Annotated in this window: 20 protein-coding genes and 4 pseudogenes; 20 read left to right on the top strand and 4 right to left on the bottom strand. The window is 37.9% G+C overall.

Annotated features, from left to right (window positions below; genetic code table 11):
- The first annotated feature begins 4 nt into the window (after positions 1-4).
- From ptsP to AT575_RS10995, 4 genes are all read left to right on the top strand, one after another.
- Positions 5-1,738, top strand: a complete 1,734-nt coding sequence (gene ptsP / locus AT575_RS05105; protein WP_102777438.1) for a phosphoenolpyruvate--protein phosphotransferase — start codon at positions 5-7, stop codon at positions 1,736-1,738.
- Between the two features lie 153 nt (positions 1,739-1,891).
- Positions 1,892-3,319 (top strand): NADP-dependent glyceraldehyde-3-phosphate dehydrogenase, encoded by a 1,428-nt coding sequence (locus tag AT575_RS05100; protein WP_102777437.1) that lies wholly within the window; start codon positions 1,892-1,894, stop codon positions 3,317-3,319.
- Between the two features lie 202 nt (positions 3,320-3,521).
- Positions 3,522-4,658 carry a polysaccharide deacetylase family protein gene (locus tag AT575_RS05095; protein WP_281254353.1) on the top strand — a complete coding sequence of 379 codons (1,137 nt, stop codon included), beginning with the start codon at positions 3,522-3,524 and terminating at the stop codon, positions 4,656-4,658.
- Entirely contained in the window at positions 4,658-4,813 is a 156-nt protein-coding gene (locus AT575_RS10995) for a polysaccharide deacetylase family protein (protein ID WP_281254351.1), read from the top strand. The genes AT575_RS05095 and AT575_RS10995 overlap by 1 nt, the downstream gene beginning before the upstream one ends.
- Positions 4,814-4,875: 62 nt before the next feature.
- Here the strand turns inward: AT575_RS10995 and AT575_RS05090 are convergent, their stop codons facing one another.
- A complete protein-coding gene (locus AT575_RS05090; protein WP_102777436.1) occupies positions 4,876-5,958 on the bottom strand; it encodes a DEAD/DEAH box helicase in 1,083 nt (360 codons plus the stop codon).
- Between the two features lie 151 nt (positions 5,959-6,109).
- Between AT575_RS05090 and udk the strand changes: the two genes are divergently transcribed.
- The 4 genes from udk (at position 6,110) to dnaX (ending at position 9,307) form a co-directional block, all read left to right on the top strand.
- Positions 6,110-6,745, top strand: a complete 636-nt coding sequence (gene udk, locus AT575_RS05085; protein WP_071792789.1) for a uridine kinase — start codon at positions 6,110-6,112, stop codon at positions 6,743-6,745.
- A 2-nt stretch (positions 6,746-6,747) separates the two neighbouring features.
- Positions 6,748-7,026: a DUF1294 domain-containing protein gene (locus AT575_RS05080; RefSeq protein WP_071792790.1), complete on the top strand. Its 279-nt coding sequence runs from the start codon at positions 6,748-6,750 to the stop codon at positions 7,024-7,026.
- 101 nt (positions 7,027-7,127) lie between these two features.
- Positions 7,128-7,625: a GAF domain-containing protein gene (locus AT575_RS05075; RefSeq protein WP_102777435.1), complete on the top strand. Its 498-nt coding sequence runs from the start codon at positions 7,128-7,130 to the stop codon at positions 7,623-7,625.
- Complete coding sequence (gene dnaX / locus AT575_RS05070) at positions 7,625-9,307, top strand: DNA polymerase III subunit gamma/tau (RefSeq protein WP_102777434.1); 1,683 nt, start codon at positions 7,625-7,627, stop codon at positions 9,305-9,307. Before AT575_RS05075 ends, dnaX begins: the two co-directional genes overlap by 1 nt.
- A gap of 270 nt (positions 9,308-9,577) precedes the next feature.
- Here the strand turns inward: dnaX and AT575_RS05065 are convergent, their stop codons facing one another.
- Together AT575_RS05065 and AT575_RS10815 are read right to left on the bottom strand one after the other, a co-directional pair.
- Entirely contained in the window at positions 9,578-9,964 is a 387-nt protein-coding gene (locus AT575_RS05065; protein ID WP_102777433.1) for a type II toxin-antitoxin system HicB family antitoxin, read from the bottom strand.
- 34 nt (positions 9,965-9,998) lie between these two features.
- The gene (locus AT575_RS10815; protein WP_245871472.1) at positions 9,999-10,106 is read right to left on the bottom strand and encodes a hypothetical protein; all 108 of its coding nucleotides are present in this window, start codon (positions 10,104-10,106) and stop codon (positions 9,999-10,001) included.
- A gap of 481 nt (positions 10,107-10,587) precedes the next feature.
- Here AT575_RS10815 and AT575_RS05050 point away from each other — a divergent pair, with 481 nt between their 5' ends.
- Positions 10,588-10,791: a DUF3272 family protein gene (locus AT575_RS05050; protein WP_102777431.1), complete on the top strand. Its 204-nt coding sequence runs from the start codon at positions 10,588-10,590 to the stop codon at positions 10,789-10,791.
- Here AT575_RS05050 and birA read toward each other — a convergent pair.
- Positions 10,772-11,706, bottom strand: a pseudogene (gene birA / locus AT575_RS05045) (bifunctional biotin--[acetyl-CoA-carboxylase] ligase/biotin operon repressor BirA). The gene AT575_RS05050 and the pseudogene birA overlap by 20 nt on opposite strands.
- 277 nt (positions 11,707-11,983) lie before the next feature.
- On the opposite strand from birA, the gene metK reads away from it, so the two are divergent.
- The 11 genes and pseudogenes from metK (at position 11,984) to AT575_RS04990 (ending at position 25,399) form a co-directional block, all read left to right on the top strand.
- Entirely contained in the window at positions 11,984-13,171 is a 1,188-nt protein-coding gene (metK, locus tag AT575_RS05040) for a methionine adenosyltransferase (protein WP_102777430.1), read from the top strand.
- A gap of 179 nt (positions 13,172-13,350) precedes the next feature.
- Complete coding sequence (locus AT575_RS05035; RefSeq protein ID WP_102777429.1) at positions 13,351-14,610, top strand: UDP-N-acetylglucosamine 1-carboxyvinyltransferase; 1,260 nt, start codon at positions 13,351-13,353, stop codon at positions 14,608-14,610.
- 307 nt (positions 14,611-14,917) lie between these two features.
- Positions 14,918-16,461 (top strand): annotated as a pseudogene (locus AT575_RS05030) (MFS transporter).
- A 69-nt stretch (positions 16,462-16,530) separates the two neighbouring features.
- A complete protein-coding gene (locus AT575_RS05025; protein ID WP_102777428.1) occupies positions 16,531-17,556 on the top strand; it encodes a sugar kinase in 1,026 nt (341 codons plus the stop codon).
- Positions 17,557-17,564: 8 nt separating this feature from the next.
- Positions 17,565-19,358 (top strand): annotated as a pseudogene (gene uidA / locus AT575_RS05020) (beta-glucuronidase); the annotation flags it as partial.
- A gap of 38 nt (positions 19,359-19,396) precedes the next feature.
- Complete coding sequence (locus tag AT575_RS05015; RefSeq protein ID WP_102777426.1) at positions 19,397-20,125, top strand: FadR/GntR family transcriptional regulator; 729 nt, start codon at positions 19,397-19,399, stop codon at positions 20,123-20,125.
- Positions 20,126-20,214: 89 nt separating this feature from the next.
- Positions 20,215-20,864: pseudogene (locus AT575_RS05010) on the top strand (bifunctional 4-hydroxy-2-oxoglutarate aldolase/2-dehydro-3-deoxy-phosphogluconate aldolase).
- 12 nt (positions 20,865-20,876) lie between these two features.
- Positions 20,877-22,274, top strand: coding sequence for a glucuronate isomerase (gene uxaC / locus AT575_RS05005; protein WP_102777425.1), 1,398 nt, complete (start codon positions 20,877-20,879; stop codon positions 22,272-22,274).
- A gap of 22 nt (positions 22,275-22,296) precedes the next feature.
- Positions 22,297-23,391: a mannonate dehydratase gene (locus tag AT575_RS05000; RefSeq protein ID WP_102777424.1), complete on the top strand. Its 1,095-nt coding sequence runs from the start codon at positions 22,297-22,299 to the stop codon at positions 23,389-23,391.
- 26 nt (positions 23,392-23,417) lie between these two features.
- Complete coding sequence (locus AT575_RS04995; RefSeq protein WP_102777423.1) at positions 23,418-24,257, top strand: SDR family oxidoreductase; 840 nt, start codon at positions 23,418-23,420, stop codon at positions 24,255-24,257.
- 338 nt (positions 24,258-24,595) lie between these two features.
- Positions 24,596-25,399: an HAD family hydrolase gene (locus AT575_RS04990; protein ID WP_102777422.1), complete on the top strand. Its 804-nt coding sequence runs from the start codon at positions 24,596-24,598 to the stop codon at positions 25,397-25,399.
- Positions 25,400-25,421: the final 22 nt, after the last annotated feature.

The raw sequence follows: 25,421 nt of genomic DNA, 5'->3' as shown, positions 1-25,421 counted from the left end.
AACTATGACAGAAATGCTTAATGGAATTGCAGCCTCTGATGGTGTTGCTGTTGCTAAAGCATATCTACTAGTTCAACCGGATTTGTCATTTGAGACTGTTACAGTCGAAGATACAAACGCAGAAGAAGCTCGCCTTGATGTAGCATTACAAGCTTCACAAGACGAGCTTTCTGTTATCCGTGAGAAAGCAGTAGAAAGCTTAGGCGAAGAAGCAGCTTCTGTTTTTGATGCGCATTTAATGGTCTTGTCTGACCCTGAAATGATCAGCCAAATCAAAGAAACCATTCGTGCAAAACAAACTAATGCAGAAACTGGTCTTAAAGAAGTGACTGACATGTTCATCACTATCTTTGAAGGAATGGAAGATAACCCATATATGCAAGAACGTGCAGCGGATATTAAAGACGTTGCAAAACGTGTATTAGCACACCTTTTAGGCGTTAAATTACCTAACCCAGCTACCATCAATGAAGAATCAATTGTCATCGCTCATGACTTGACGCCTTCAGATACAGCTCAATTAAATAAACAATTTGTTAAAGCTTTTGTTACAAACATCGGTGGACGTACAAGTCACTCTGCTATCATGGCACGTACACTTGAAATCGCTGCGGTTTTAGGAACAAATGACATCACAAAACGTGTTAACGATGGAGACATGGTTGCGGTTAACGGGATTACTGGTGAAGTTATCATTAACCCGAGTGAAGAACAAATTCTTGCCTTTAAAGAAGCTGGTGCAGCTTACGCTAAACAAAAAGCTGAATGGGCTCTCTTAAAAGATGCTGAAACAGTAACTGCTGATGGCAAACATTTTGAATTAGCAGCAAATATTGGAACACCAAAAGACGTTGAAGGCGTTAACGAAAATGGTGCGGAAGCAGTTGGTCTCTACCGTACAGAATTCTTATACATGGATTCACAAGACTTCCCAACTGAAGATGAACAATATGAAGCTTACAAAGCTGTTTTAGAAGGAATGAATGGTAAACCAGTTGTGGTTCGTACAATGGACATCGGTGGTGATAAGGAGTTACCATACTTTGACCTTCCTAAAGAAATGAATCCTTTCTTGGGATATCGTGCCCTTCGTATTTCAATTTCTGAAACAGGGGATGCCATGTTCCGTACACAAATGCGTGCCTTATTACGTGCATCTGTTCACGGACAACTTCGTATTATGTTCCCAATGGTTGCACTTTTGAAAGAATTTCGTGCAGCAAAAGCTGTCTTCAATGAAGAAAAAGCTAAACTTGAAGCAGAAGGTATCGCAGTTGCCAATGACATCCAAGTTGGTATCATGATTGAAATCCCTGCAGCAGCAATGTTGGCTGACCAATTTGCGAAAGAAGTAGACTTCTTCTCAATTGGAACAAACGACTTAATTCAATACACAATGGCTGCTGACCGTATGAATGAACAAGTTTCATACCTTTACCAACCATATAACCCATCAATCCTACGTTTAATCAACAACGTTATTAAATCAGCACATGCTGAAGGTAAATGGGCTGGTATGTGTGGAGAAATGGCTGGAGATCAACAAGCTGTTCCATTACTTGTGGGTATGGGCTTAGATGAATTCTCTATGTCAGCTACTTCAGTATTACGGACACGTAGCTTGATGAAAACTTTAGATACAGCTAAAATGCGTGAATACGCACAACGTGCTTTAACAGAATGTTCAACAGCTGAAGAAGTACTTGAATTAGCAAAAACATATTTACCAGAAGCTTAATTATAAGGAGTTGGGAAACCAACTTCTTTTTATGTACTCAACAATTTGATGTATCAAATTTTTATAATTTTCTGACAATAACCATATCAGAAGATTGAAATATCCTGAAAAAGTGATAGAATAGTTGTATTATCTAAAAAGGAGATAAGTAAATTGACTAAACAGTATAAAAATCTTGTCAACGGAGAGTGGAAACTTTCTGAAAATGAAATTAAAATCTATGCTCCAGCTACAGGTGAAGAACTCGGTTCAGTACCTGCTATGTCAACAGAAGAAGTAGACTTTGTCTATGATTCTGCTAAAAAAGCCTTTCCAGCATGGCGTGAACTTTCTTATGTTGAACGTGCAGCAATTCTACACAAAGCAGCTGATATCCTAGTTCGTGATGCTGAAAAAATTGGTGCTATTCTTTCAAAAGAAGTTGCTAAAGGTCATAAAGCAGCTGTCAGCGAAGTTGTTCGTACAGCTGAGATTATCAACTATGCAGCAGAAGAAGGCATCCGTATGGAAGGTGAAGTCCTTGAAGGCGGAAGTTTTGAAGCATCAAGTAAGAAAAAAATTGCTATTGTTCGCCATGAACCTGTGGGTCTGGTACTAGCCATTTCACCATTTAACTATCCAATTAATTTAGCAGGTTCTAAAATTGCTCCAGCTCTCATCGCTGGGAATGTTGTAGCCCTTAAACCACCAACACAAGGTTCAATTTCAGGTCTTTTATTAGCTGAAGTATTTGCTGAAGCTGGTGTACCTGCTGGGGTCTTTAACACAATTACAGGACGTGGTTCAGTTATTGGTGACTACATTGTAGAACATGACGCTGTTAACTTCATCAACTTTACAGGTTCAACTCCAGTTGGAGAACGTATCGGTCAATTGGCTGGTATGCGTCCTATCATGTTAGAACTTGGTGGTAAAGACTCTGCAATTGTTTTAGAAGATGCTGATTTAGCTTTAGCAGCAAAAAATATCGTTGCAGGTGCCTTTGGTTATTCAGGACAACGTTGTACAGCTGTTAAACGAGTATTAGTGATGGATTCAGTTGCTGATGATCTTGAAAAACATGTTTGTGACCTTGTGTCTAAATTATCTGTTGGCATGCCAGCTGACAATGCTGATATTACGCCATTGATTGATACAAAAGCAGCTGATTTTGTTGAGGGACTGATTAATGACGCAACTGACAAAGGTGCCAAAGCCTTAACTGAAATCAAACGTGAAGATAATTTGATTTCACCTGTAGTCTTTGATAATGTGACGACAGATATGCGTTTAGCTTGGGAAGAACCATTTGGACCAGTCTTACCATTCATCCGTGTTAAATCAGTTGAAGAAGCTATCGAAATTTCAAATGCTTCAGAGTATGGTTTGCAAGCTTCTGTCTTTACAAATAATTTCCCAAATGCCTTTGCTATTGCAGAGCAATTGGAAGTTGGAACAGTTCATCTTAACAACAAAACCCAACGTGGTACAGATAACTTCCCATTCTTAGGAGCTAAGAAATCTGGTGCAGGCGTTCAAGGTGTTAAATACTCAATTGATGCTATGACTAACTTAAAATCAATTGTTTTTGACATTGCATAATTACCCAGTCAAGTCCATACAATAATAAATTCATTAAGAACTAGTTATTCCATTTTCGGAATAGCTAGTTTTTTTGTTTATCAATAGCAAGATTCTAATTTTTCTATTATTTAATAATTTTATGATGATAAATTTCGGAATATTCATTTCTTTTTTGGGTGTCTTGTGTTAAACTAATGATACAGTTTTATAAGGAGAAACTATGAAGAAACTTTCATATATCATTATTACCCTTTTTCTCATTTTGGGTTTTAGTCTTTCAGCCTTTCTTTTTCATGAAAAATATATTCAAGGGAAACTAAACGAGATTATTAAGCAGGAAAAAAATGCCTTAAAGGAAGAAGGAGCCTATCAATCATTAGAAAACTTAAAGCAAGGAAAAGTTGACTTTTATTATTTTGCCCCCTTAAAAAATAATGCCGATTTTTACCAAGGAAATTTACCGCTATCATTATATAAAGAGAAAAGATCAGATTCTGAATTTGTTCTGATAATTCCGAAATTCACTAAAAGCTCCTTGCAAAATGTTAAACTAGCAAGTATTCATCAAGTAACTTATCGCAAGGGATTCTTAAAAGTGACTAAGAAATCTGACAAGGTTATCAGTAGCTATCATGTCACGAATGACTATCAGCAATTTCGAGTGACAGATTTGGTTAATGGTCATATAGACCGAATAGCTGAGGAAATTAAAAAATTAGATCCAGATACTGTATTTGATCCGACACTTACAGGTCATCTAACAGAAAAAAATGGCGTTTTAAGTGATTCCCTTAAAATAGATGAGAATAGTATCCTTGTCCAGGATAAAAAAGAGATAGCTTTCCAGAATCTCTTCGATGTGATTAATCCTATCTATTTAAGTGGTCAAACTAAAGTAGCCTATGACGATTATCAGAAAAAGAAAAAAGAGGAAGCTGCAGCAAAAGTTGCTAACGAAAAAATGGTAGCTCTAACTTTTGATGATGGTCCTAATCCAGAGACAACTCCTCGAGTATTAGAATTATTAGCTAAATATGGGGCTAAAGCAACTTTCTTTATGCTAGGATCTAAAGTAGCAGCAAATCAGGAACTTGTTAAGAAGGTACATGACAGTGGTAATGAGATTGGTAATCATTCGTGGGACCATCCCAATCTAACTAAATTGGCCCCAGAGCAAATTCAAAATCAAGTTCAATCAACAAATGATGCCATTGCTAAGGCTTGTGGCCAAAAGCCTATATATTTAAGGCCACCTTATGGTGCAACAAATGAAGTTGTCAAAAAAGCTTCAGCAATGAATCAGATGCTTTGGACAGTTGATACTAGAGATTGGGATAATCATAATACCCAACCATGATGGCAAATATCAAAAGTCAATTGCAACCAGGTGGCGTTGTTTTGATGCATGATATTCATAAAACGACAGTAGAAGCACTACCGACCATATTAGAATATTTTAAAAAAGAAGGTTATAAGTGTGTCACTGTTAGTCAGTTAATGGGACATAGTTAAGTCAGTAGTAAAAAAGTGAGTCTCGGACATTTCATCCTAGACTCACTTTTTTTTTTTAACTATTATTTTCTTTTTAATTCTTGATTTCGTAAAGTTAGTTCAGAAACCTGAGCAAATTTCTTTAATTTTTTGACATCCTCAGGATGATTGACTAAAGTGATGACACTACCTGCTTTACCCATTCGACCAGTTCGACCAGCTCGGTGCGTATAATTCTCTTTGTCACGCGCAACTTCAAACTGAATGACATATTCTAATTGGTCGATATCAATACCACGACCTACTAAATCGGTCGCCAATAATAAGGGAATTTGATGATCCTTGAATTTTTCTAAAATAGTTTTGCGGAATTTAACATTAACATCACTTGCAAGTGATACTGCATTAGTGCCCATAAATTGTAATTTTTCTTCAGTTGCACCTAAGTCAGAGAGACTGTTGAAAAAGACTAAGGCTCTGAAATCGGGAATATTAGCAAATTTCCGTAAGAGATCGAGACGATCTCTTTTTTCAACTTGAATATAAAAGTGTTCTAAATTACTTAAACCTTCTCCAGTTAAGTCAATGGTCTGAGTACCTGTTTCAAGGACATCTTTAGAGACGTTATCGGTTGCACTCATATAAATCATTTGATGATCACGTGGAACATGGTGAGCTATTTTTTGAACAAATCGGAATTGTGAATCACCTAGGAGTTCATCAAATTCATCTAGGATGATGGTATCGACATTCATCATCTTAATTTTTTTATGTTGAATTAATTCAAAGACCCGACCAGGTGTTCCAATAATAATTTGGGGCCCTTTTTTTAGGCGTTCAATTTGACGTTTTTGGCTTGTACCTGATATAAAGAGTTGCGCAACTAAGTCTAGTGGCTCTGCCCATTCCTTTGTTACTTCGAAAATTTGTCCAGCTAACTCGGTATTTGGAGCTAATATTAAGAGTTGTTGTGCTTTTTTACTCTCAATCTTTAAGAGGCTTGGAAGTAGATAAGCTAGGGTTTTTCCTGTTCCTGTCGGACTAATCCCTAGGATATTTTGTCCATCCAAGATGGGATGAAAAACTGCTTCTTGAATTGGAGTGAATTGATTAAATTGGCGTTCAGATAATTGATTTTGCCAAATTTGCGGTAATTTTGTAATCATGTAAATTCCTTTAACTTTAGTTATTCCATTATAGCATGAAAAAGCCTAAGTTCCTAAAAATCCAAGTCTTGTATTTAATAATCAGAATAGATAGCAAATTGATAGGAAATTTGGTAAAATATACCGAAGACTTTTAGAGACGGAGTAACACATGCACAAGAAACCCATTATTATCGGTGTAACAGGTGGTTCCGGAGGCGGAAAAACCAGTGTTTCCAGAGCAATTTTGGACAGCTTCCCAAATGCTCGGATTGCCATGATTCAACATGACTCCTATTACCGAGATCAAGCTCATCTCAGTTTTGAGGAACGTGTCAAAACTAATTATGACCATCCACTAGCTTTTGAAACGGATTTTATGATTGAGCAATTAAAAGAATTGCTTCAAGGTCGCCCAGTCGATATTCCGGTTTATGACTACAAAGCTCATACCAGAAGTGATAAGACCTTTAGACAAGAGCCACAAGATGTTATCATCGTCGAAGGAATTCTTGTTTTAGAAGATGAACGTCTGCGTGAATTAATGGATATCAAATTATTTGTTGATACCGATGATGATATCCGGATTATCCGTCGCATTAAACGTGATATGATGGAACGTGGTAGAAGTTTGGATAGCATTATTGAGCAATATACAACAGTTGTAAAGCCAATGTACCATCAATTTATTGAACCAAGTAAACGTTATGCTGATATTATTGTGCCTGAAGGGGTAAGTAATGTTGTCGCTATTGATTTAATCAATACTAAAATTGCTAGTATTCTAGCAGAACATCAAGGAGAGTAGGATTGGTCATCGCCCTTTTAAGTATATTATTAACCTGGAACATCGTTGTTTTTGCCTTATATGGCATCGACAAGCGCAAAGCCATTAAGGACCAATGGCGTATTTCAGAACGGACATTGATTCTTTCAGCCCTTTTCTTTGGTGGTTTCGGTGCACTATTAGGTGGTAAACTTTTCCATCATAAGACGCAAAAATGGTACTTCCAAGTTTCTTGGTATCTAGGCATTGCCATTATCTTTGTAGCAGCCTATTATATTTATGTTTATTTTTTCCAAAAATAGAATAGCAGTACAAGCCAGGGCTATATGTCTTGGCTTTTTACTTGCTCTTTGTGAGAAAAGTAAATCTTAAAGAAAAGGGACAGGTATGGTATAATAGAACAATGAATACGACCACTAAAGAAATGAATTACCAATTAATGATTGAACAGGCAAAAGCCCTGTTTGCTAATGAAAGCAATGCCTTGGCTAATCTATCAAATGCCAGCGCTCTTTTGATGACTACCTTGCCACACTCCGTTTTTACCGGTTTTTACTTATTTGATGGTCAGGAATTAATTTTAGGACCTTTTCAAGGTGGTGTTTCCTGTGTCCATATCCCCTTAGGTAAAGGTGTCTGTGGTCAGGCTGCTTTGGAAGAAAAGACTTTAATTGTTGCGGATGTTACCAAACATGCCAATTATATTTCTTGTGATTCCAAAGCTCGTAGCGAAATCGTCATCCCCATTTTTAAGAATCAAAAATTAGTGGGGGTTCTTGATTTGGATTCGGAATTGGTTGACGATTATGATCAGGTAGATCAAAAGTATTTGGAGGCCTTTTTGGAAATATTAGTCCAAGCTAGCCACTTTAATTTTGAAATGTTTGGAGTTGAAAATTAATGTATCAAGCCTTATATCGAAAATATCGCAGCCAGACTTTTTCTGAAATGGTTGGACAAAAAGTCGTTTCGACAACCTTGAAACAAGCAGTAGCTAGTGGAAAAATTAGTCATGCCTACCTTTTCTCTGGACCTCGTGGGACAGGGAAGACTTCAGCTGCCAAAATTTTTGCCAAAGCCATGAACTGCCCCAATCAAGTAGATGGTGAACCATGTAATAACTGTGATATTTGTCATGATATTACTAATGGTAGCTTAGAAGATGTTATTGAAATCGATGCAGCTTCGAATAATGGTGTTGATGAGATTCGGGATATTCGCGATAAATCGACCTATGCCCCAAGTCGTGCCACCTATAAAGTATACATCATTGATGAGGTCCACATGTTATCGACGGGTGCCTTTAATGCCCTTTTGAAAACCTTGGAAGAACCGACTGAAAATGTTGTCTTTATTTTGGCAACTACTGAACTTCATAAAATTCCAGCGACCATCTTATCACGAGTCCAACGCTTTGAGTTTAAGTCTATCAAGCAAAATGATATTGCCAATCACATGGCTTGGATTTTAGAGACAGAAGACATTCCTTATCAGGAGGGAGCTCTTGATTTAATTGCTCGCCGTGCTGAAGGGGGTATGCGTGATGCCTTGTCGATTTTGGATCAAGCCCTCAGTTTATCTTCTGAGGATCAAGTGGATTTGGCCATTGCTGAAGAAATCACAGGCTCAATTAGCTTGGCGGCACTGGACACTTATGTTTTTGAGATTAAGCAAAAGAATGCCCAAGAAGCACTTGCTCAACTGGCCACGATTTTCGAAAATGGCAAGAGCATGAGTCGTTTTGCCACTGACCTACTAACCTATTTGCGTGACCTCCTTTTGGCCAAGGCGGGTTCGGATTTGTACTTCCAATCTCAGCATTTTCAAGATAACCTGCAACTGAATAGCCAGGAAATTTATGCCATGATTGCGACCATTACCCATTATCTGCCGGAAATTAAAAAAGGGTCTCATCCTCGCATTTATGCAGAAATGATGACCATTGCTTTGGCTAATCCTGGCGAGATCAGCAGCTTAGAAGCATCGCCAGATTTGGTGGCCCAGTTAGAAAGTCTCAGGACCGAAGTCGCGCTGCTAAAAGAATCTATTGAGAAAATGGAATCTCAGGGACTTCAGGGAACAAGCCAGTCCTCAACTCCTGTCAGAGCTGTTAAGAGTCGTCAAACCTTTACCTACAAGGTGGATCGTCAAAAAATCTTGACTATTATGGAAGAAACGGTTCAAGATAGTGAGAAATCAAGACAATATTTAGAATCCTTGAAATCGGCTTGGAATGAAATTCTGGATTCCATTTCAGCACAAGATCGGGCCTTGCTTTTAGGGTCAGAACCTGTTTTGGCTAACGGAGAGAATGCCATTCTTGCCTTTGAAGCAGCTTTTAATGCTGAACAAGCCATGAATCGTAAAGATTTGAATGATGTTTTTGGCAATATTATGAGTAAGGCAGCTGGTTTTTCACCAAATATTTTGGCTGTTCCCAGAGCTGACTTTAACCATATCCGCAGTGAATTTGCTAAACAGATGAAATCCCAATCACAAGAAGTGGTTGAAGAAAAACCTACAACCGAGATACCGGAAGGTTTTGACTTTTTAATGGATAAAATTAAAACGAGTGAAGATTAAAAAAGAGATGGGAAGAAATGAACCGTCCCCAAAGTTAGAGTTATTCTAACTTTTGATGGGCGGTTCAGAAGACTCCATGCTCTTTTTGTTTATTACAATAATTGTAAATTTAAGAGACAATCATTTATGGTGTTTGGTTAATACTGCTTGTGTTAATAGCAAAGATATTTAAATCTTACATTTCCTTTAAATAAAAAATAGAATTTTGTTAAGTTGGATAACAGATTATGATATTTTCTGATAAGAAAAAAGCACCTACAGGTGCTGATTTTATGCATTTAATTTCTCTTTTAAAGCTTCTTGAAGAAGCTGGCTAAAATTTATATCTTGTTCTGTGCCTAAATCATTAAGCCATTTTGGAATAGTTAATGTTTTTTTTATTGAACGATTGTCTGCCTTAGAATAAATATAGCTTTTTAAAACATCAATAAATACGACTTTTTCATTTTCTTCGTATTTAGGAAAAATAGGTTTTGGAAACTCTTCATTGTTCGCTATCATATCAATGAGTACTCCAGTCAAAACGTCTTTTGCATTATAAATGGCTTCTTCTAAAGTATCTCCGTCTGTAAAGCAAGCTTTGATATCAGGGAAATTTACATAAAATACGTTATCTTCCTCAGTGATAATACAGGGATATAAGATTTTTTCTAGCATACAGTACCTCCTTATGGTATCAAAGGGGGAACAATTAAAAGTCCAGCCCTGTGATACGAACAATATTAGTTAATGTTCCACTAGGTATATCTTTTTTTGTACACTTAATGGGGCACATCCGACCATCTGTATGGCGATAAATCTCATGACTTCCTTCAGTTCGGACTTTTTCCCAACCGTTTTTTTTTCATGATTTTTACAACTAATCTGTAAGGTTTTGTTTTTGGCATAAAACTGTGTTTCTCCTTACACCAATAATATAACACGTGTTGAAACACGTGTCAATTATTAAATTTAGAGGATATAAATAAAATAATTATTTATGATCTAAAATTTTATTTTTTCTGTCAGATTCATGTAAGATCTTTTTATACTTTAGAATACTCTATAAAGAACTTCAACATAGGTTAAATCAGTCCACTTTGGCAATAACTAAGGTTAGATATCGTCGCATCTTAAATGAAAAATCAAAAAAAGCCATTTCATTTTTGAAATGGCAATTATTGCAATGTTATGAGTTAAATAGACGACTAAATCTTTCGACTCTCGAGTTGATAGCTACAAACGCCTATCTTAAAGCCATCAAAGGTTTAGCAAAATAACTTTTGTGATATAATATCAATATGACAATTAGACAATTTTTCATTATTACTTTTATTTGTGCTTTTGAAACATATTTTTTCAATGATGCGTTGCTGTCGGGGAATTACCTTTTTGCGACTTTTTGGGGCTTTCTCCTAGTTAGAGATTTGCGTAAGGCTTATAATATCCAAAAATTTACTCAGTCAATTTTGAAGGCGACTAAGGTTACCAAGAAGAAAGACTAATTTCGCCGCTGCTTAATATCTTTTCTTGGCCATCTGTCAGTTTAACAATGAGATGGCCTTGATCTGTGATATCAATGGCTTGGGCTTGGATGGTTTGGTCATTTTCGATAAAAGTGACTTGTTTGCCCAGGACTAAAGATTTTTCTTTATAGACCTTTAAGTGGTCCTTGACGGGGATTTCAAAGAAGAGTTTCCATATTTCAGTAATTAATTGGTTACGGCTGATTGGGCATCGCCCTGGAAAAGAGAAGCAGCCTTATTAGAAATGTCTGCTGGGAATTCTGGGATATCGAAGTTTAGGCCGATACCAATAATCACATCTGTAATCAGTCCGGTTTCAACAGAGGTTATGGCTTCTGTAATTATCCCGGCTATTTTTTTTTGCCCTAAATAGATGTCGTTAACCCATTTGATTTCTGTTTCGATGCCTGTCAGGCGAGAGATGGCTTTGACGACACTTGAGGCAGCGATCAAAGTATAAGGCAGCAGTTGGTCGTAAGTCACATTGGGGCGGAGGCGAAGGGACATGTAGATGCCACCCGTTTCTGAGGCAAAGAAGTCACGATTCATCCGGCCCTTGGCTTTTGTTTGACTTGGCGCCAAAAAGAGTTGAGGGCTTACCCCATTTTGGGCGATATTATCTTTGGCATCTTGTTGGGTAGAACTGCTCTTTTCCATCAAGGTAACTGGAAAGCCGACTTCTTGGCTAATGCTTTCTGCTAGCAGGATATCTCCTCCTAGGAGTTTATATCCTTTGACTTTTGATTTTTCAATCTGAAGACCTTGATTCTCTAATGTTTTGATAGCTTTCCAAATGGATGTTCTGGATAAATCCAACTTCTCTGCTAAGAGTTCACCGCTGACAAAATCCTTTTTTTGGGCTAAAAGGGTGTATATTTTTTCTGATGTTTTCATGCTTCTAGTATAGTACATTTCAAGGAATTTTCAAGTTCACTCCTTGGCTTTCTACTGTTTCTTTAGGCTCTAAATTGATAAGGCAAAAATGGCTCTAGCCAAACAGTCATAAAATGATATAATAGTAAAGTTAATGAGTCCCGAAAAGGCAGAAGTGATTCTGGTTCTTTGTAACTTTTTAACTCGACAAGGTTGTTATGCATTGTGCATTTGGCCGAATTGATATTACCAGAACAAAACTGGTAAGCTTTTATTATTTTAAAAGGGGGACATTTTTATGTCAGAACGTAAATTATTCACGTCTGAATCTGTATCAGAGGGGCATCCTGACAAGATTGCTGATCAAATTTCTGATGCCATTTTAGATGCTATTCTTACTGAGGATCCTGATGCCCATGTGGCAGCAGAAACAGTTGTTTATACTGGTTCAGTTCATGTTTTTGGGGAAATATCAACCAAAGCTTATGTTGATATTAACCGAGTGGTTCGTGATACCATTGCTGAAATTGGCTATACTGAAGCCGAATATGGTTTTTCGGCTAATGCTGTTGGTGTGCATCCATCTCTAGTGGAACAATCAGCTGATATTGCCATGGGTGTTAATGAGGCTCTTGAAGCACGTGAGGGGCAAGCAGATGATTTAAACATGATCGGTGCTGGCGACCAAGGTTTGATGTTTGGTTTTGCTATCGATGAAACACCAGAATTGATGCCTTTACCAATTTCACTGTCACATAAATTGGTTAAAAAATTAGCTGATTTGCGTAAATCTGGAGCTATTTCATATTTGCGTCCAGATGCCAAATCGCAAGTTACTGTTGAGTACGATGAAGCTGACCAACCAGTGCGCGTGGATACTGTCGTTATTTCCACTCAACATGACCCTGATGTGACTAATGAGCAAATTCGTCAGGATGTGATTGAACAAGTGGTAAAAGCGGTTATTCCAGCTAACATATTAGATGAGCAAACCCGCTTCTTTATTAATCCAACTGGCCGTTTCGTTATTGGAGGACCTCAAGGGGATTCTGGTTTGACTGGTCGTAAAATTATCGTGGACACTTACGGTGGTTACTCACGTCACGGTGGTGGTGCTTTCTCAGGTAAAGATGCCACTAAAGTGGATCGCTCCGCATCATATGCAGCTCGCTACATTGCCAAAAATATTGTTGCTGCTGGACTAGCTCGAAAAGCTGAAGTGCAATTAGCATATGCTATCGGTGTTGCCCAGCCTGTGTCTGTTAGAATTGATACCTTCAATACGGCAACTGTTGAAGAGGGGCGCATTGAAGCAGCAGTGAGACAATTATTTGATCTCCGTCCTGCCGGAATCATCAAAATGCTTGATTTAAAGAGACCTATTTATAAGCAAACAGCTGCATATGGCCATATGGGTCGGACTGACATTGATTTACCATGGGAAAAAACGGACAAGGTGGAGCAATTGAAAGCTTTACTTGGTTAAATTTTTGTTACAATTTTAATTTTTTATAAAGATGGACAGTCTTGTCTATCTTTTTTTACTGCAAAATAGCCTTTTAAGGTCTTTATCGAAGCAGTTTGCCCATTCAAGCTATTTGTATTGCTCATTAAATTATGATAAAATAAAAAGGTTGAATTCTAGTTTAAGAGAGATTTGAAAGTATGCGAAAAATTATCATTAACGGTGGCAAAAGATTGTCAGGGGAAGTAGCGGTCTCTGGCGCTAAAAACAGTGTTGTGGCATTGATTCCAGCAATTATTTTAGCTGGCGATAAAGTTACCTTAGATGGTGTTCCAGCCATCAGTGACGTGGCTTCTTTAGTCGAAATCATGGAAATTATGGGTGCTGAGGTTGATTATCAAGGAGAGACTCTTGTTATTGACCCAAGTCAAGTTCAAAGTATTCCCATGCCTTACGGAAAAATTAATAGTCTAAGAGCTTCATATTATTTTTATGGCTCACTATTAGGTCGCTTTGGTAAAGCTACTGTAGGTCTTCCTGGTGGCTGTGACCTAGGACCTCGTCCTATTGATCTTCACCTTAAAGCTTTTGAAGCTATGGGGGCAGAGGTTTCCTTTGAGGGGGAAAATATGCATCTTGAAGCTAAGGATGGTCGTCTCCATGGTGCCCATATCTATATGGACACGGTAAGTGTTGGGGCAACAATCAACACCATGTTAGCAGCAACCAGAGCTGAAGGGAAAACCGTTATTGAGAATGCGGCTAGAGAACCAGAAATTATCGATATTGCAACCTTATTAAACAATATGGGTGCTCATATTCGGGGAGCGGGTACGGATATCATCACTATTGAGGGTGTTGATACCCTTCATGGAACGAATCACCAAGTGATTCCCGATCGTATTGAAGCAGGTACCTATATTGCTTTGGCGGCAGCGATTGGTGATGGTGTTAAAGTTACCAATGTTCTTTATGAGCACCTTGAGAGTTTTATTGCCAAACTTGAAGAAATGGGTGTACGGATGACAGTTGAAGAAGATGCCATTTTTGTTGAAAAACAAGAAAATCTTAAAGCTGTTAATATCAAAACATCACCATATCCAGGTTTTGCTACCGACTTACAACAACCAATGACACCACTTTTATTAACAGCAAATGGACGTGGAACCATTATTGATACCATCTACGAAAAACGGGTCAACCATGTTCCGGAGATGGCACGAATGGGAGCTGACATTTCTATTGTTGGTGGACAAATTGTCTATCATGGTCCAAATCAATTGACGGGTGCTCAAGTAAAAGCAACTGACTTAAGAGCAGGTGCAGCACTTGTGACAGCAGGATTGATGGCAGAAGGAAAAACAGAAATTCGTAACATTGAATTTATTTTACGCGGCTATGCTAATATCATTAAGAAACTTCAAGATTTAGGTGCAGATATCTCTTTGATCGAAGAATAGATCAGGAAGTTAGAAAAACACCAGTTTGAAACTTGCTTTCATTCGATATCTAAAAAATATAAAGCCAGGGATAGGATTGTCCCTGGCTCTTTTTGTCTGATGATTTACGTGATACCAACTATATTTATCAGATGAATTAAAGAATCTCTATAAAATATCGGTTATAATCTCTCCGGATTTACTGGTTTTTTTATAAAATTAATATTTTTTCAAAAATAGAGTTGACAATTCATCAGACGAATAGTATTATTAACTTGTAAATAAAACGCTTCCAAAAAAGGGTAGCAAAAACAAGGAGGTTTCTCTGATGGAGAAAACATTTGAGGAAAGACAAGAAGTTGTCACATACAATCGTGCGAAAGTTTGGCAATTAGTGCTATTTGCTCTAAATAACGCATCCACAAATATTTATTTATTTGCCTTTATGTTTGTGACTTACTTTTCTACAGGTATCTTAGGTCTAGCAGCGATCTTTGTTAGTCAGATTATGGGTTACATTCGAATTTTTGATGGTTTTATTGACCCGGCAATCGGAATTCTAATTGATAAGACGGAAACAAAATTCGGGAAATACCGTCCAATTTTGATTCTTGGTAATATCATTACCGCCTTATCATTGATTATGCTCTTAGCTTTAGCAAATGTTGATCAAGGTATCCGTTTCCCTCTATTTGTCATTGTTTTGATTATTCATAAAATCGGGTATTCAATGCAACAAACCATTACTAAAGCAGGGCAAACAGCTCTTACCAATGATCCAAAACAACGTCCAATCTTCAATATCGTAGATGCAGTTATGACACTTCATTGATGACAGGTGGACAATTCGTTGTTTCCTCATTCTTAATTCCTAAGTTTGGAAATTTTACTCCTCAATTCTTTAATGCCTTAATCTATGGTACCATTGTTATTTCGGCAGTATTGGCTACCCTCGCAGTTATTGGCATTTGGTCTAAAGACCGTAAAGAATATTTTGGACTCGGTGAGAAAACACAGAAAACGCAACTCAAAGATTATTGGAAAGTTCTTAAAGGTAACAAACCGTTACAAGTGCTTTCTATAGCAGCTGCTTTGGTAAAATTCACTGTTCAATTCTTTGGGGATTCAGTTGTTATGGTAATGCTTTACGGAATCCTTTTTGGTAACTATGGCTTATCTGGTCAATTCTCATTACTCTTTGTTGTTCCTGGTGTCTTAATCAATATCTGGATTTCAGCAATGGCACGTAAAAAAGGCTTACGTTTCTCATATATTAAGGCATTACAGTTATCTCTAATGTCACTTCTTGTATTCGGAGTCGTTCTATTCTTTGGTAAACCTGGTTCTTTAAGTTTAACAAACATTAATTTATATACCATTACATTTATCATCACTTATATTGCTGCGCGCTATTTAAGCCAGGCACCAGCAGGACTTGTATTAACAATGGGTGCGGATATTTCTGACTATGAAACATCTGAATCTGGTCGTTATGTTTCAGGGATGATTGGAACAATCTTCTCCTTAACAGATTCGATTGCATCATCTTTTGCACCAATGGTTGTCGGAGCTATCTTAGCGACAATTGGTTTTGCGAAAAAATTCCCAACAATGGAAACACCTTTGACACCAGAACTTAAAATGGCTACAATTATCTTATTAGTAGGTATTCCATTTATCTCTTTACTAGTTGCTCTTTTCTTAATGAAATTCTATAAACTAGACAAAGAAGAAATGGTTCGCATTCAAGAAAAAATTCAAGTCATGAAGTCTGCTTCAAGTGATGAACGTGTTAAAGCGATTGCTAAAAACGTACCATTAACTGATATGGATTATGTTGATGTAACCGATTATCCAGTCGACAAAGACTAATTCAAAGAAACAGCTTCACCTCAAGTGAGCTGTTTTCTTTATATGAAAAGAATTATATAGGAGGTTAATGTGAAAAAAGTCGTTTCATTAGGTGAAATTTTATTACGTTTAAGTCCACCTCAATACCAGACCTTAACACAGGCCAATCAATTGGATTGTCAGTTCGGAGGGTCAGAGCTTAATGTCTTGGCGACGTTGGCGCAACTGGGTCTTCACGTTTCCTTGATTTCAGTCATTCCTGATAATGACTTGGGACGGATGACAGAACAATTTCTTTTTTCTAAACAAATCGGCCAAGATTATATTCTTAGAAAAGGTCATCGTCTAGGACTCTATTTCTATCAAAAAGGCTTTTCTTTGCGTGCTAGTCGAGTCACCTATGACCGAAAGTACTCTGCTTTTTGGGAAAGTAAACTGGCTGATTTTGATTTTGCAAAGGTTTTTGATGGAGCAGATTGGTTCCATGTCTCAGGCATCACGCCGGCATTAACGACTGATTTGTATGACTTAACCTATTTCTTAATGGAGAAGGCACAGGGATTAGGGATAAAAATATCCTTTGATTTGAATTTCCGAGCTAGCTTATGGGATTCTTTCCAAGATGCCCGAGAAAAATTATCACCCTTTTTAAAACTGGCTGATGTTTGTATTGGTCTTGAGCCCATTGATTTGCCAGGTCAAGAAGGAGACTTGAAAGATGAACTAGGCCTAACAAGGCCCTATAAAGATCAAGAGTTATTAAAGCAAGTTCTTAAGGAATTAGCTGAATGTTACCAATTAGAAAGCATTGCTTTTACCCAAAGAGAAAGTACTCATACCAATGAATACCAATTGAAAGGCTTTCTCTATCAAGATGGTAAACTCTATAAAACTGAGAAAGCTGGCATTCAAGTGCTAGATCGTGTTGGAACAGGTGATGCCTTTACTGCAGGACTGATTCATGGCTTATTAAAACAATCACCAGCTCAATTAGTTCTCGATATAGCCATGGCTTGCTTTAAGTTTAAACATACTATTGAAGGTGATATTAATGTTGTGACTAAACACGATATTGAACAATTATTATACCAAGAGTCACATGAAATCAAACGATAAGGAGAAAAATAATGTTATATCCAAGTTTAAGTAAAAGTAGAAGTGTCTATGATTTGAGTGGTTTATGGCAATTTAAATTAGGAAACCATAATCCAGATGAAATTTTATCAAATGAAGAAGTTATGGTTGTTCCAAGTTCTTTTAATGATGTGGTTGTTGATAAAGATAAACGTAATTACATTGGTGACTTCTGGTATGAAAGAACACTTGAAATTCCTAAAGTAGCTGAAAATGAAGAGTTGGTCTTGCGTTTTGGCTCAGTAACCCATCATGCCAAAGTCTATGTCAATGGACAACTGCTTGGTCAACATAAAGGTGGCTTTACACCTTTCGAGATAGTTGTACCTGATCAATTAGTTAATGAGTCTAGCTTACGCTTATCAGTCTGTGCCAATAATATACTTGATTACAGTACCCTTCCAGTAGGTAATTATTCTGAAGAAATTGATGAAGATGGCCAAGTTCGCAAAGTTGTTAAAGAAAACTTTGATTTCTTCAACTATGCTGGCATTCATCGTCCCGTTAAATTAGTTGTTAGACCCAAAAACCATATTAGTGATATTGTCATTACATCCCAACTATCAGATGATTTATCTAGTGCCGACCTTCATATCGCAGTAGAAACTAGCCAAGCTGTTGATAGCTATCGTTTCACCATTATGGATGATGATGGTAAAATCCTAGCTGAGTCTGAATCGTCTGACATCCACCTTAACCAAATCAGACTTTGGGAAGTTCTAGATGCTTACCTATACACAGCTCGGATCGAAACATACAAGAATGGTCAGCTGTTAGATGTCTATGAAGAACCTTTTGGTCTCCGGAAAATCGCTGTGCAAAATGGCCAATTCTTAATTAATAACAAGCCAGTTTACTTTAAAGGTTTCGGAAAACATGAGGATACCTTTATAAACGGCCGCGGCCTTAATGAGGCAGCTAACTTAATGGATTTGAACCTGATGAAAGAGATGGGCGCTAATTCCTTTCGAACCTCTCACTATCCTTATTCAGAGGAAATGATGCGCTTGGCAGACCGCATGGGTATTCTTGTTATTGATGAAATCCCTGCCGTTGGCTTATTCCAAAACTTTACCGCATCACTAGACCTTGATGGGAAAGATAATGGCACTTGGCAAAAAATGGAAACGAAAGAAGCCCATCAATTGGCAATTCAAGAATTGGTTGCTCGCGATAAAAATCACCCATCAGTGGTCATGTGGGTGGTGGCCAATGAGCCTGCCAGTCATGAACAAGGGGCACATGAGTATTTTGAACCCTTAGTTAAACTCTATAAAGACTTGGATCCACAAAAACGTCCGGTTACCTTAGTAAATATCTTGATGGCGACACCGGACAAAGATTTGGCTATGGATTTGGTGGATGTCATCTGCTTAAACCGTTATTATGGTTGGTATGTAGATCATGGTGATTTGAAAAAAGCGGCAAAAGGTCTTCGTCAAGAACTCTTGCAATGGCAAGAAAAATTCCCGGAAAAACCAATCGTCATGACGGAATATGGGGCTGATACCTTACCAGGTCTCCATTCTTCCTGGGATATTCCTTATACTGAAGAATTCCAGTCAGCCTTTTATGAAATGACTCATGGTGTCTTTGATGAGATTCCGAATTTGATTGGAGAACAGGTTTGGAACTTTGCGGACTTTGAAACCAATTTGATGATTCTGCGCGTGCAAGGAAATCATAAAGGACTCTTCTCAAGAAATCGTCAGCCCAAACAAGTGGTTAAAGATTTCAGAAAACGTTGGCAAGCCATTCCTAATTACCATTACAAAAAGAAATAGTGTACAATAGTAATAGGTAAATTAGAAGAGGTGACAAAATGGCTAGACCATTAGTAGAACAAGCAGCAGAACGCTTGTTACAATTGATATTAGAACGTGATTATCCCATTGGTGCTAAGCTTCCCAATGAATATGAATTAGCTCAAGATTTAGATGTTGGTCGTAGTACTGTTCGTGAAGCTGTTCGTAGTTTAGCGGCTCGTAACATCTTAGAGGTTAGACAAGGTTCAGGGACCTACATTAGTTCCAAAAAAGGTGTTGCAGAAGACCCTTTTGGCTTTGCCTTTGTTAAAGACCGGGTTAAGTTAACAACTGACTTATTTGAGTTACGCTATCTTTTGGAGCCGAGAATCGCTGAGCGGGCAGCTCAATTTGCTTCCGACGAAGATATTGTTAGGTTGGAAGAGGTTGTCTTAGCTATCGAGAAGGCTCTGGCAGAAAATGATCCCATCCATTTGGAATTGGATGTTAAATTCCATAGTATGCTGGCGGAAATGAGTGGTAATATTGCTGTTACCAGTATGATTCCGGTTATCAATCAGTCTATTCAAATCATTAATGAGGATTATTCAAATCGTCAGATGAAACAGACTAGTATTGATGCTCACCGAAATATTTTAAAAGCTATTCAATCTCGCCACCCAATTGCTGCATATGATAGCATGCTTGCCCATATATTGACTGTTAGACAAACGGTTTTAAACGATTGGTTTGATAAGAAAATTGACATTCAAGGTCTACCGGCTACAGATAATCCTAAAAAATAAGAGAAGGAGATCAGAGAAATCTGATCTTTTTTTTCGATTTTTAATATAAAATCCTTGACAATTCATCTGATGACTTCTATAATAGAATTATGATAACGATTACAAATGAGGAGGTCACTATGTTAGATGTCTTAAAAGAAAATTACTTTTTTGCAGTGGTACGTGGAGCGGATGAAGAGGATGCTAAAGAGATTTCACGTTATGCTATTGCTGGAGGAATTCGCAATATTGAAATCACTTTTTCAATACCAAATGCAGCCCAAGTTATGGCAGATTTGTCTGAGGAATTTGCAGATCGTAAGGATGTGGTCATTGGTGCTGGTACAGTTATGGATAGCAAGTTAGCGCAAGAAGCCATTGATGCAGGTGCCGTCTTCCTAGTAAGTCCTCATTTTGATCCATCAATAGCAAATTTAGCTATTGAAAATAAGGTTTATTATTTCCCAGGTTGTGCGACTGTTACAGAAGTTGTTACTGCTATGAAGCTTCTTGCCCAATCATTAAACTTTTCCCTGGGGGGCAAGTTGGACCTGGTTTTATTAAAGATATTCACGGACCGATCCCAGAAGTTGCTTTAATGCCTTCGGGAGGTGTTTCAATCGATAATGTTGCTGACTGGAAAAAAGCTGGTGCGGTTGCTGTTGGTGTTGGCTCAGCTTTAGCTCGGAATGTTGTCAGTCAAGGATACGAAAGTGTCACAGAAGTTGCAAAAGCTTTTGTTTCAGCTTTAGACAAATAAGAGGAGTAGCTTATGGCTTTCAATGATGACAATTTTATGCTACAAACGGGTGCTGCGAAACGCATCTATCAAGACATTAAAGACCAACCTATTTTTGATTACCATTGCCATTTAGATCCTAAAGAAATCTTTGAAGACAAGGTTTACGAAAATATTGTTGACATCTGGTTAGGTGGTGACCACTACAAATGGCGTCTCATGCGTGCTAACGGTGTTTCTGAAGATGAGATTACTGGTAGCGCTGATAAACTAAGCAAATTCAAAGCTTTTGCTAGAACCTTGGAACGTGCTTATGGTAACCCAGTATACCATTGGTCAGCAATGGAATTGAAGAATGTCTTTGGGATTGAAGAAGTCTTAACTGAAGCAAATGCTGAAGCGATTTATAACCGTCTCAATACTTACATTCAAAAAGAAGAAATCTCACCAAGAAAACTGATTGCAGCAAGCAAGGTTACCTTTATAGGAACAACCGATAATCCTTTAGATGATCTGGAGTGGCATTCAAAACTGGAGGCTGATGACAGCATGTCAACAACTGTTGCGCCGACTTTCAGACCGGACCAAGCTTTTATTGAACATACTCAATTTGCTGATTTTGTTAAAGGCTTAAGTGAAAAAACCAATCGTCAGATTACAGATTTCCAATCTTTTGTGGCTGCTTTAGAAGAACGGATTGCCTACTTTGCTCAACATGGTTGTAAGGCAAGTGACATTTCCTTTACAGAAATTGTCTTTGAAGAAGCTGATGACCAAGTCTTAGATAACTTGTTAGCGAAAGCACTTAAGGGTGAAAAAATGGCTACTTTAGATATCAAACAATGGCAAACAGCACTTTTTGCCCAACTATGCCGACTTTATAAAAAATATGGTTTTATCACACAGGTTCACTTTGGAGCACTTCGGAATAATCATTCAGAGCTTTATAAAAAATTAGGTGCCGATGTTGGTATCGATTCCATGGGTGACCAAACTGCTTTAACTCTTAATATGAACCGTCTCTTGGACAATCTTGTTCAAAAGGACAGTCTGCCAAAAATGATTTGGTATAACCTTAACCCATCCTATAACATTGCGGTGGCAAATACCCTTGCCAACTTCCAAGCTAATGAAGATGGGGTTAAATCTTATCTTCAATTTGGTGCAGGTTGGTGGTTTGCGGATACTAAGCTTGGTATGATTAGTCAAATGGATGCATTAGCAGAACAAGGTATTTTAGCGAACTTTGTTGGTATGTTGACAGATTCGCGCAGCTTCTTGTCTTATCAACGTCATGATTATTTCCGCAGAATACTTGCAAACTACTTAGGTCAGTGGATCAGCCAAGGCCAAGTTCCTGAAGATTATGATGCTCTAGGCAAGATGGCTCAGGACATTGCTTATAACAATGCGCAAGCCTATTTTAACTAAAAAGAAAACTAGAGGTATTAAGATGAAATTGTCATTTAGATGGTACGGGAAAAATGATCCTGTAACCCTTGAAGAAATTAAAGCTATTCCTGGTATGCAAGGGATTGTAACAGCAGTTTATGATGTTCCTGTTGGTCAAGCTTGGCCTTTGGAAAACATTTTAGAATTGAAAAAAATGGTAGAGGATGCTGGTTTAGAAATTACAGTTATTGAATCAATTCCCGTTCACGAAGATATCAAACAAGGTAAAGACACGCGTGATCAGTTGATTGAGAACTACAAAACATCCATTGAAAACGTTGGTCAAGCTGGAATTCCAGTTGTTTGTTACAATTTCATGCCTGTTTTCGACTGGACACGTTCTGACTTAAACCATCCACTGCCAGATGGGTCAACTTCCCTAGCTTTCTTAAAATCTGACTTAGAAGGTGTTGATCCTGTAGCGGATGACTTAAACTTACCAGGTTGGGATTCATCATATTCCAAAGAAGAAATGAAAGCCATTATTGAAAACTACCGCAATAATATTTCTGAAGAAGAGTTGTGGGCTAACTTAGACTACTTTATTAAAGCTATCATGCCTACAGCTGAGGCAGCTGGTGTAAAAATGGCGATTCACCCTGATGATCCTCCGTATGGAATCTTTGGTTTACCTAGAATTATTACTGGACAAGAAGCAGTTGAAAGGTTCTTGAATATCTATGATTCAGAAAATAACGGCATTACCATGTGTGTTGGATCATATGCGTCAGATCCTAAAAATGATGTCCTTGCTATGACAGAATATGCTTTGAAACGAAACCGTATCAACTTTATGCATACACGTAATGTAACTGCTGGTGATTGGGGCTTCCAAGAAACAGCTCACTTGTCACAAGCTGGTGATATCGACATGAACGGTGTTATCAAACTCTTGGTAGATTATGATTGGCAAGGGTCACTTCGTCCCGACCATGGTCGTCGCATTTGGGGTGATCAAACCAAAACACCAGGTTATGGTCTTTACGATCGTGCCTTAGGTGCAACCTACTTTAATGGTTTATATGAAGCAAATATGCGTGCAGCAGGTAAAACACCTGACTTCGGTATTAAAGCAAAAACAGTTGGCAATAAATAATTCGGAAGAAAAAGAAAGAGGATAATATGGCTAGAGTAATTGATTTTAAAGATAAAGTAGTTGTTGTAACGGGAGCTGGTGGTGTCCTTTGTGGCTTTATGGCTAAAGAATTCGCTAAAGCAGGTGCTAAAGTTGCCCTCTTAGACCTTAATCAAGAAGCAGCTCAAAAATTCGTTGATGAAATTGAAGCAGAGGGTGGCATTGCTAAAGCTTATAAAGCAAATGTTTTATCAAAAGAAAACTTAGAAGAAGTTCGTCAAGCCGTTCTTAAGGATCTTGGCGTTACTGATATCTTAGTAAATGGTGCTGGCGGTAACTCACCAAAAGCAACAACTGACAATGAATTCCATGCTCTTGATTTACCAGCAGAAACAAAAACTTTCTTTGACTTAGATGAAGCAGGTATCAGTTTTGTCTTCAACCTAAACTACTTAGGTACCTTATTACCAACACAAGTTTTTGCACAAGATATGGTTGGTCGTCCAGGTGCAAACATTATTAACATTTCATCAATGAATGCCTTCACACCCCTAACAAAAATCCCTGCTTATTCAGGTGCAAAAGCAGCAATCAGTAACTTTACCCAATGGTTAGCGGTTCACTTCTCTAAAGTTGGTATCCGTTGTAACGCCATTGCTCCAGGTTTCCTAGTAACCAACCAAAACCGTGGCCTTCTTTTCTCTGAAGATGGTCAACCAACAGCTCGTGCAGAAAAAATCCTTAATAACACACCAATGGGACGTTTTGGGGAAGCTGAAGAATTGATCGGCGGTCTCTTCTTCCTAGCTGACGAACAATCAGCAAGCTTTGTAAATGGTGTCGTATTACCAATCGATGGTGGATTTGCTGCCTACTCAGGTGTTTAATCTTTTCGTCACTTTGTGACATCGCAAAGCTAATAGTGTGTCTTCTCTAAAAATCATAAAAGCTCTGACCTTTAGTTAATCTCCCTAAAGGCCCGGGGCTTTTTGATTTAGACCGAAAAGTGATCAGGCTCTAACCCCATAGCATTCATCTGAAAATGCACAAAAAGCAGTCATTTCATATTTCAAACAATTTTTTCGAATAGATGACTTAGCTCTTTGAAAAACAGAAAGTGGTCATATGATTTTATCTTATAAATAAGTTATTTTTTAATTGACACCGTTTTCAAGTCGTGATATAATAAATTCATCAGATGAATTACAGGAAAATGGAGGTTCTTATGACAGATATAAAGCAAAGCTATGTCTTTTGTGTTGATTCCGATGGTTGTGCCATGGATACCATGACCTACAAACACCAATTGTTTTTTGGTCCCATCGCTGCTGACACCTTTGGTATTTCCCAAAAAGAAGACTTTTTGATGGAATGGGATCGGGTTAATCTTTTTTCGAAAACCCGTGGCGTTAACCGTTTTGTTGGTTTGGTTATGGGCTTGGAATATGCTGGTTTGGAAAATATCTCAGCTCTTAAAGAGTGGGTTGAAACAAGCAATTCCCTCTCAAATCAGTCTTTAGAAGAGGCTCTCGCAAAGAATTCAAGTGATGATTTGCTGAAGGCTTTGGACTGGTCAAATGAAGTCAACCGTCAGATTAAGGCCTATGAAGGTGATGCTTTAGCTTTCCCAAGTGCTCTTGAAACCCTGGCAAAATGTCATGATTTAGGAAAAGTTTATGTTGTGAGTTCTGCGAATAAAGAAGCGGTTGAAGAAGAGTGGCAAGAACAAGGATTGATGGCTCATGTTGACGACCTATATTGTCAAGACCGAGGTAAAAAAGAAGATGTCATCGCTGGTCTGATTAAAGAAGGCTTTACCCCTGAAAAAATCATGATGGTTGGTGATTCACCTGGTGATTTAGCAGCTGCTGAGCAAAATGCTGTTAGCTTTTATCCAATTCTTGTAGGGAAAGAAGAATTCTCTTGGCTTAATTTAAAAGATAAAATCGCAGATGCTTTTGTAAATGGCAACTTAAGCGAGCAAGATAAAGAAGCATTCAAAGATGCATTTTGGCAAAACTTAGAATAGACGAGCTGTCAGAAAGGACAAA

It is taken from the genome of Streptococcus penaeicida (assembly GCF_002887775.1).
Lineage (GTDB): Bacteria > Bacillota > Bacilli > Lactobacillales > Streptococcaceae > Streptococcus > Streptococcus penaeicida.
This window is presented reverse-complemented; position numbering and strand designations above follow the sequence as displayed.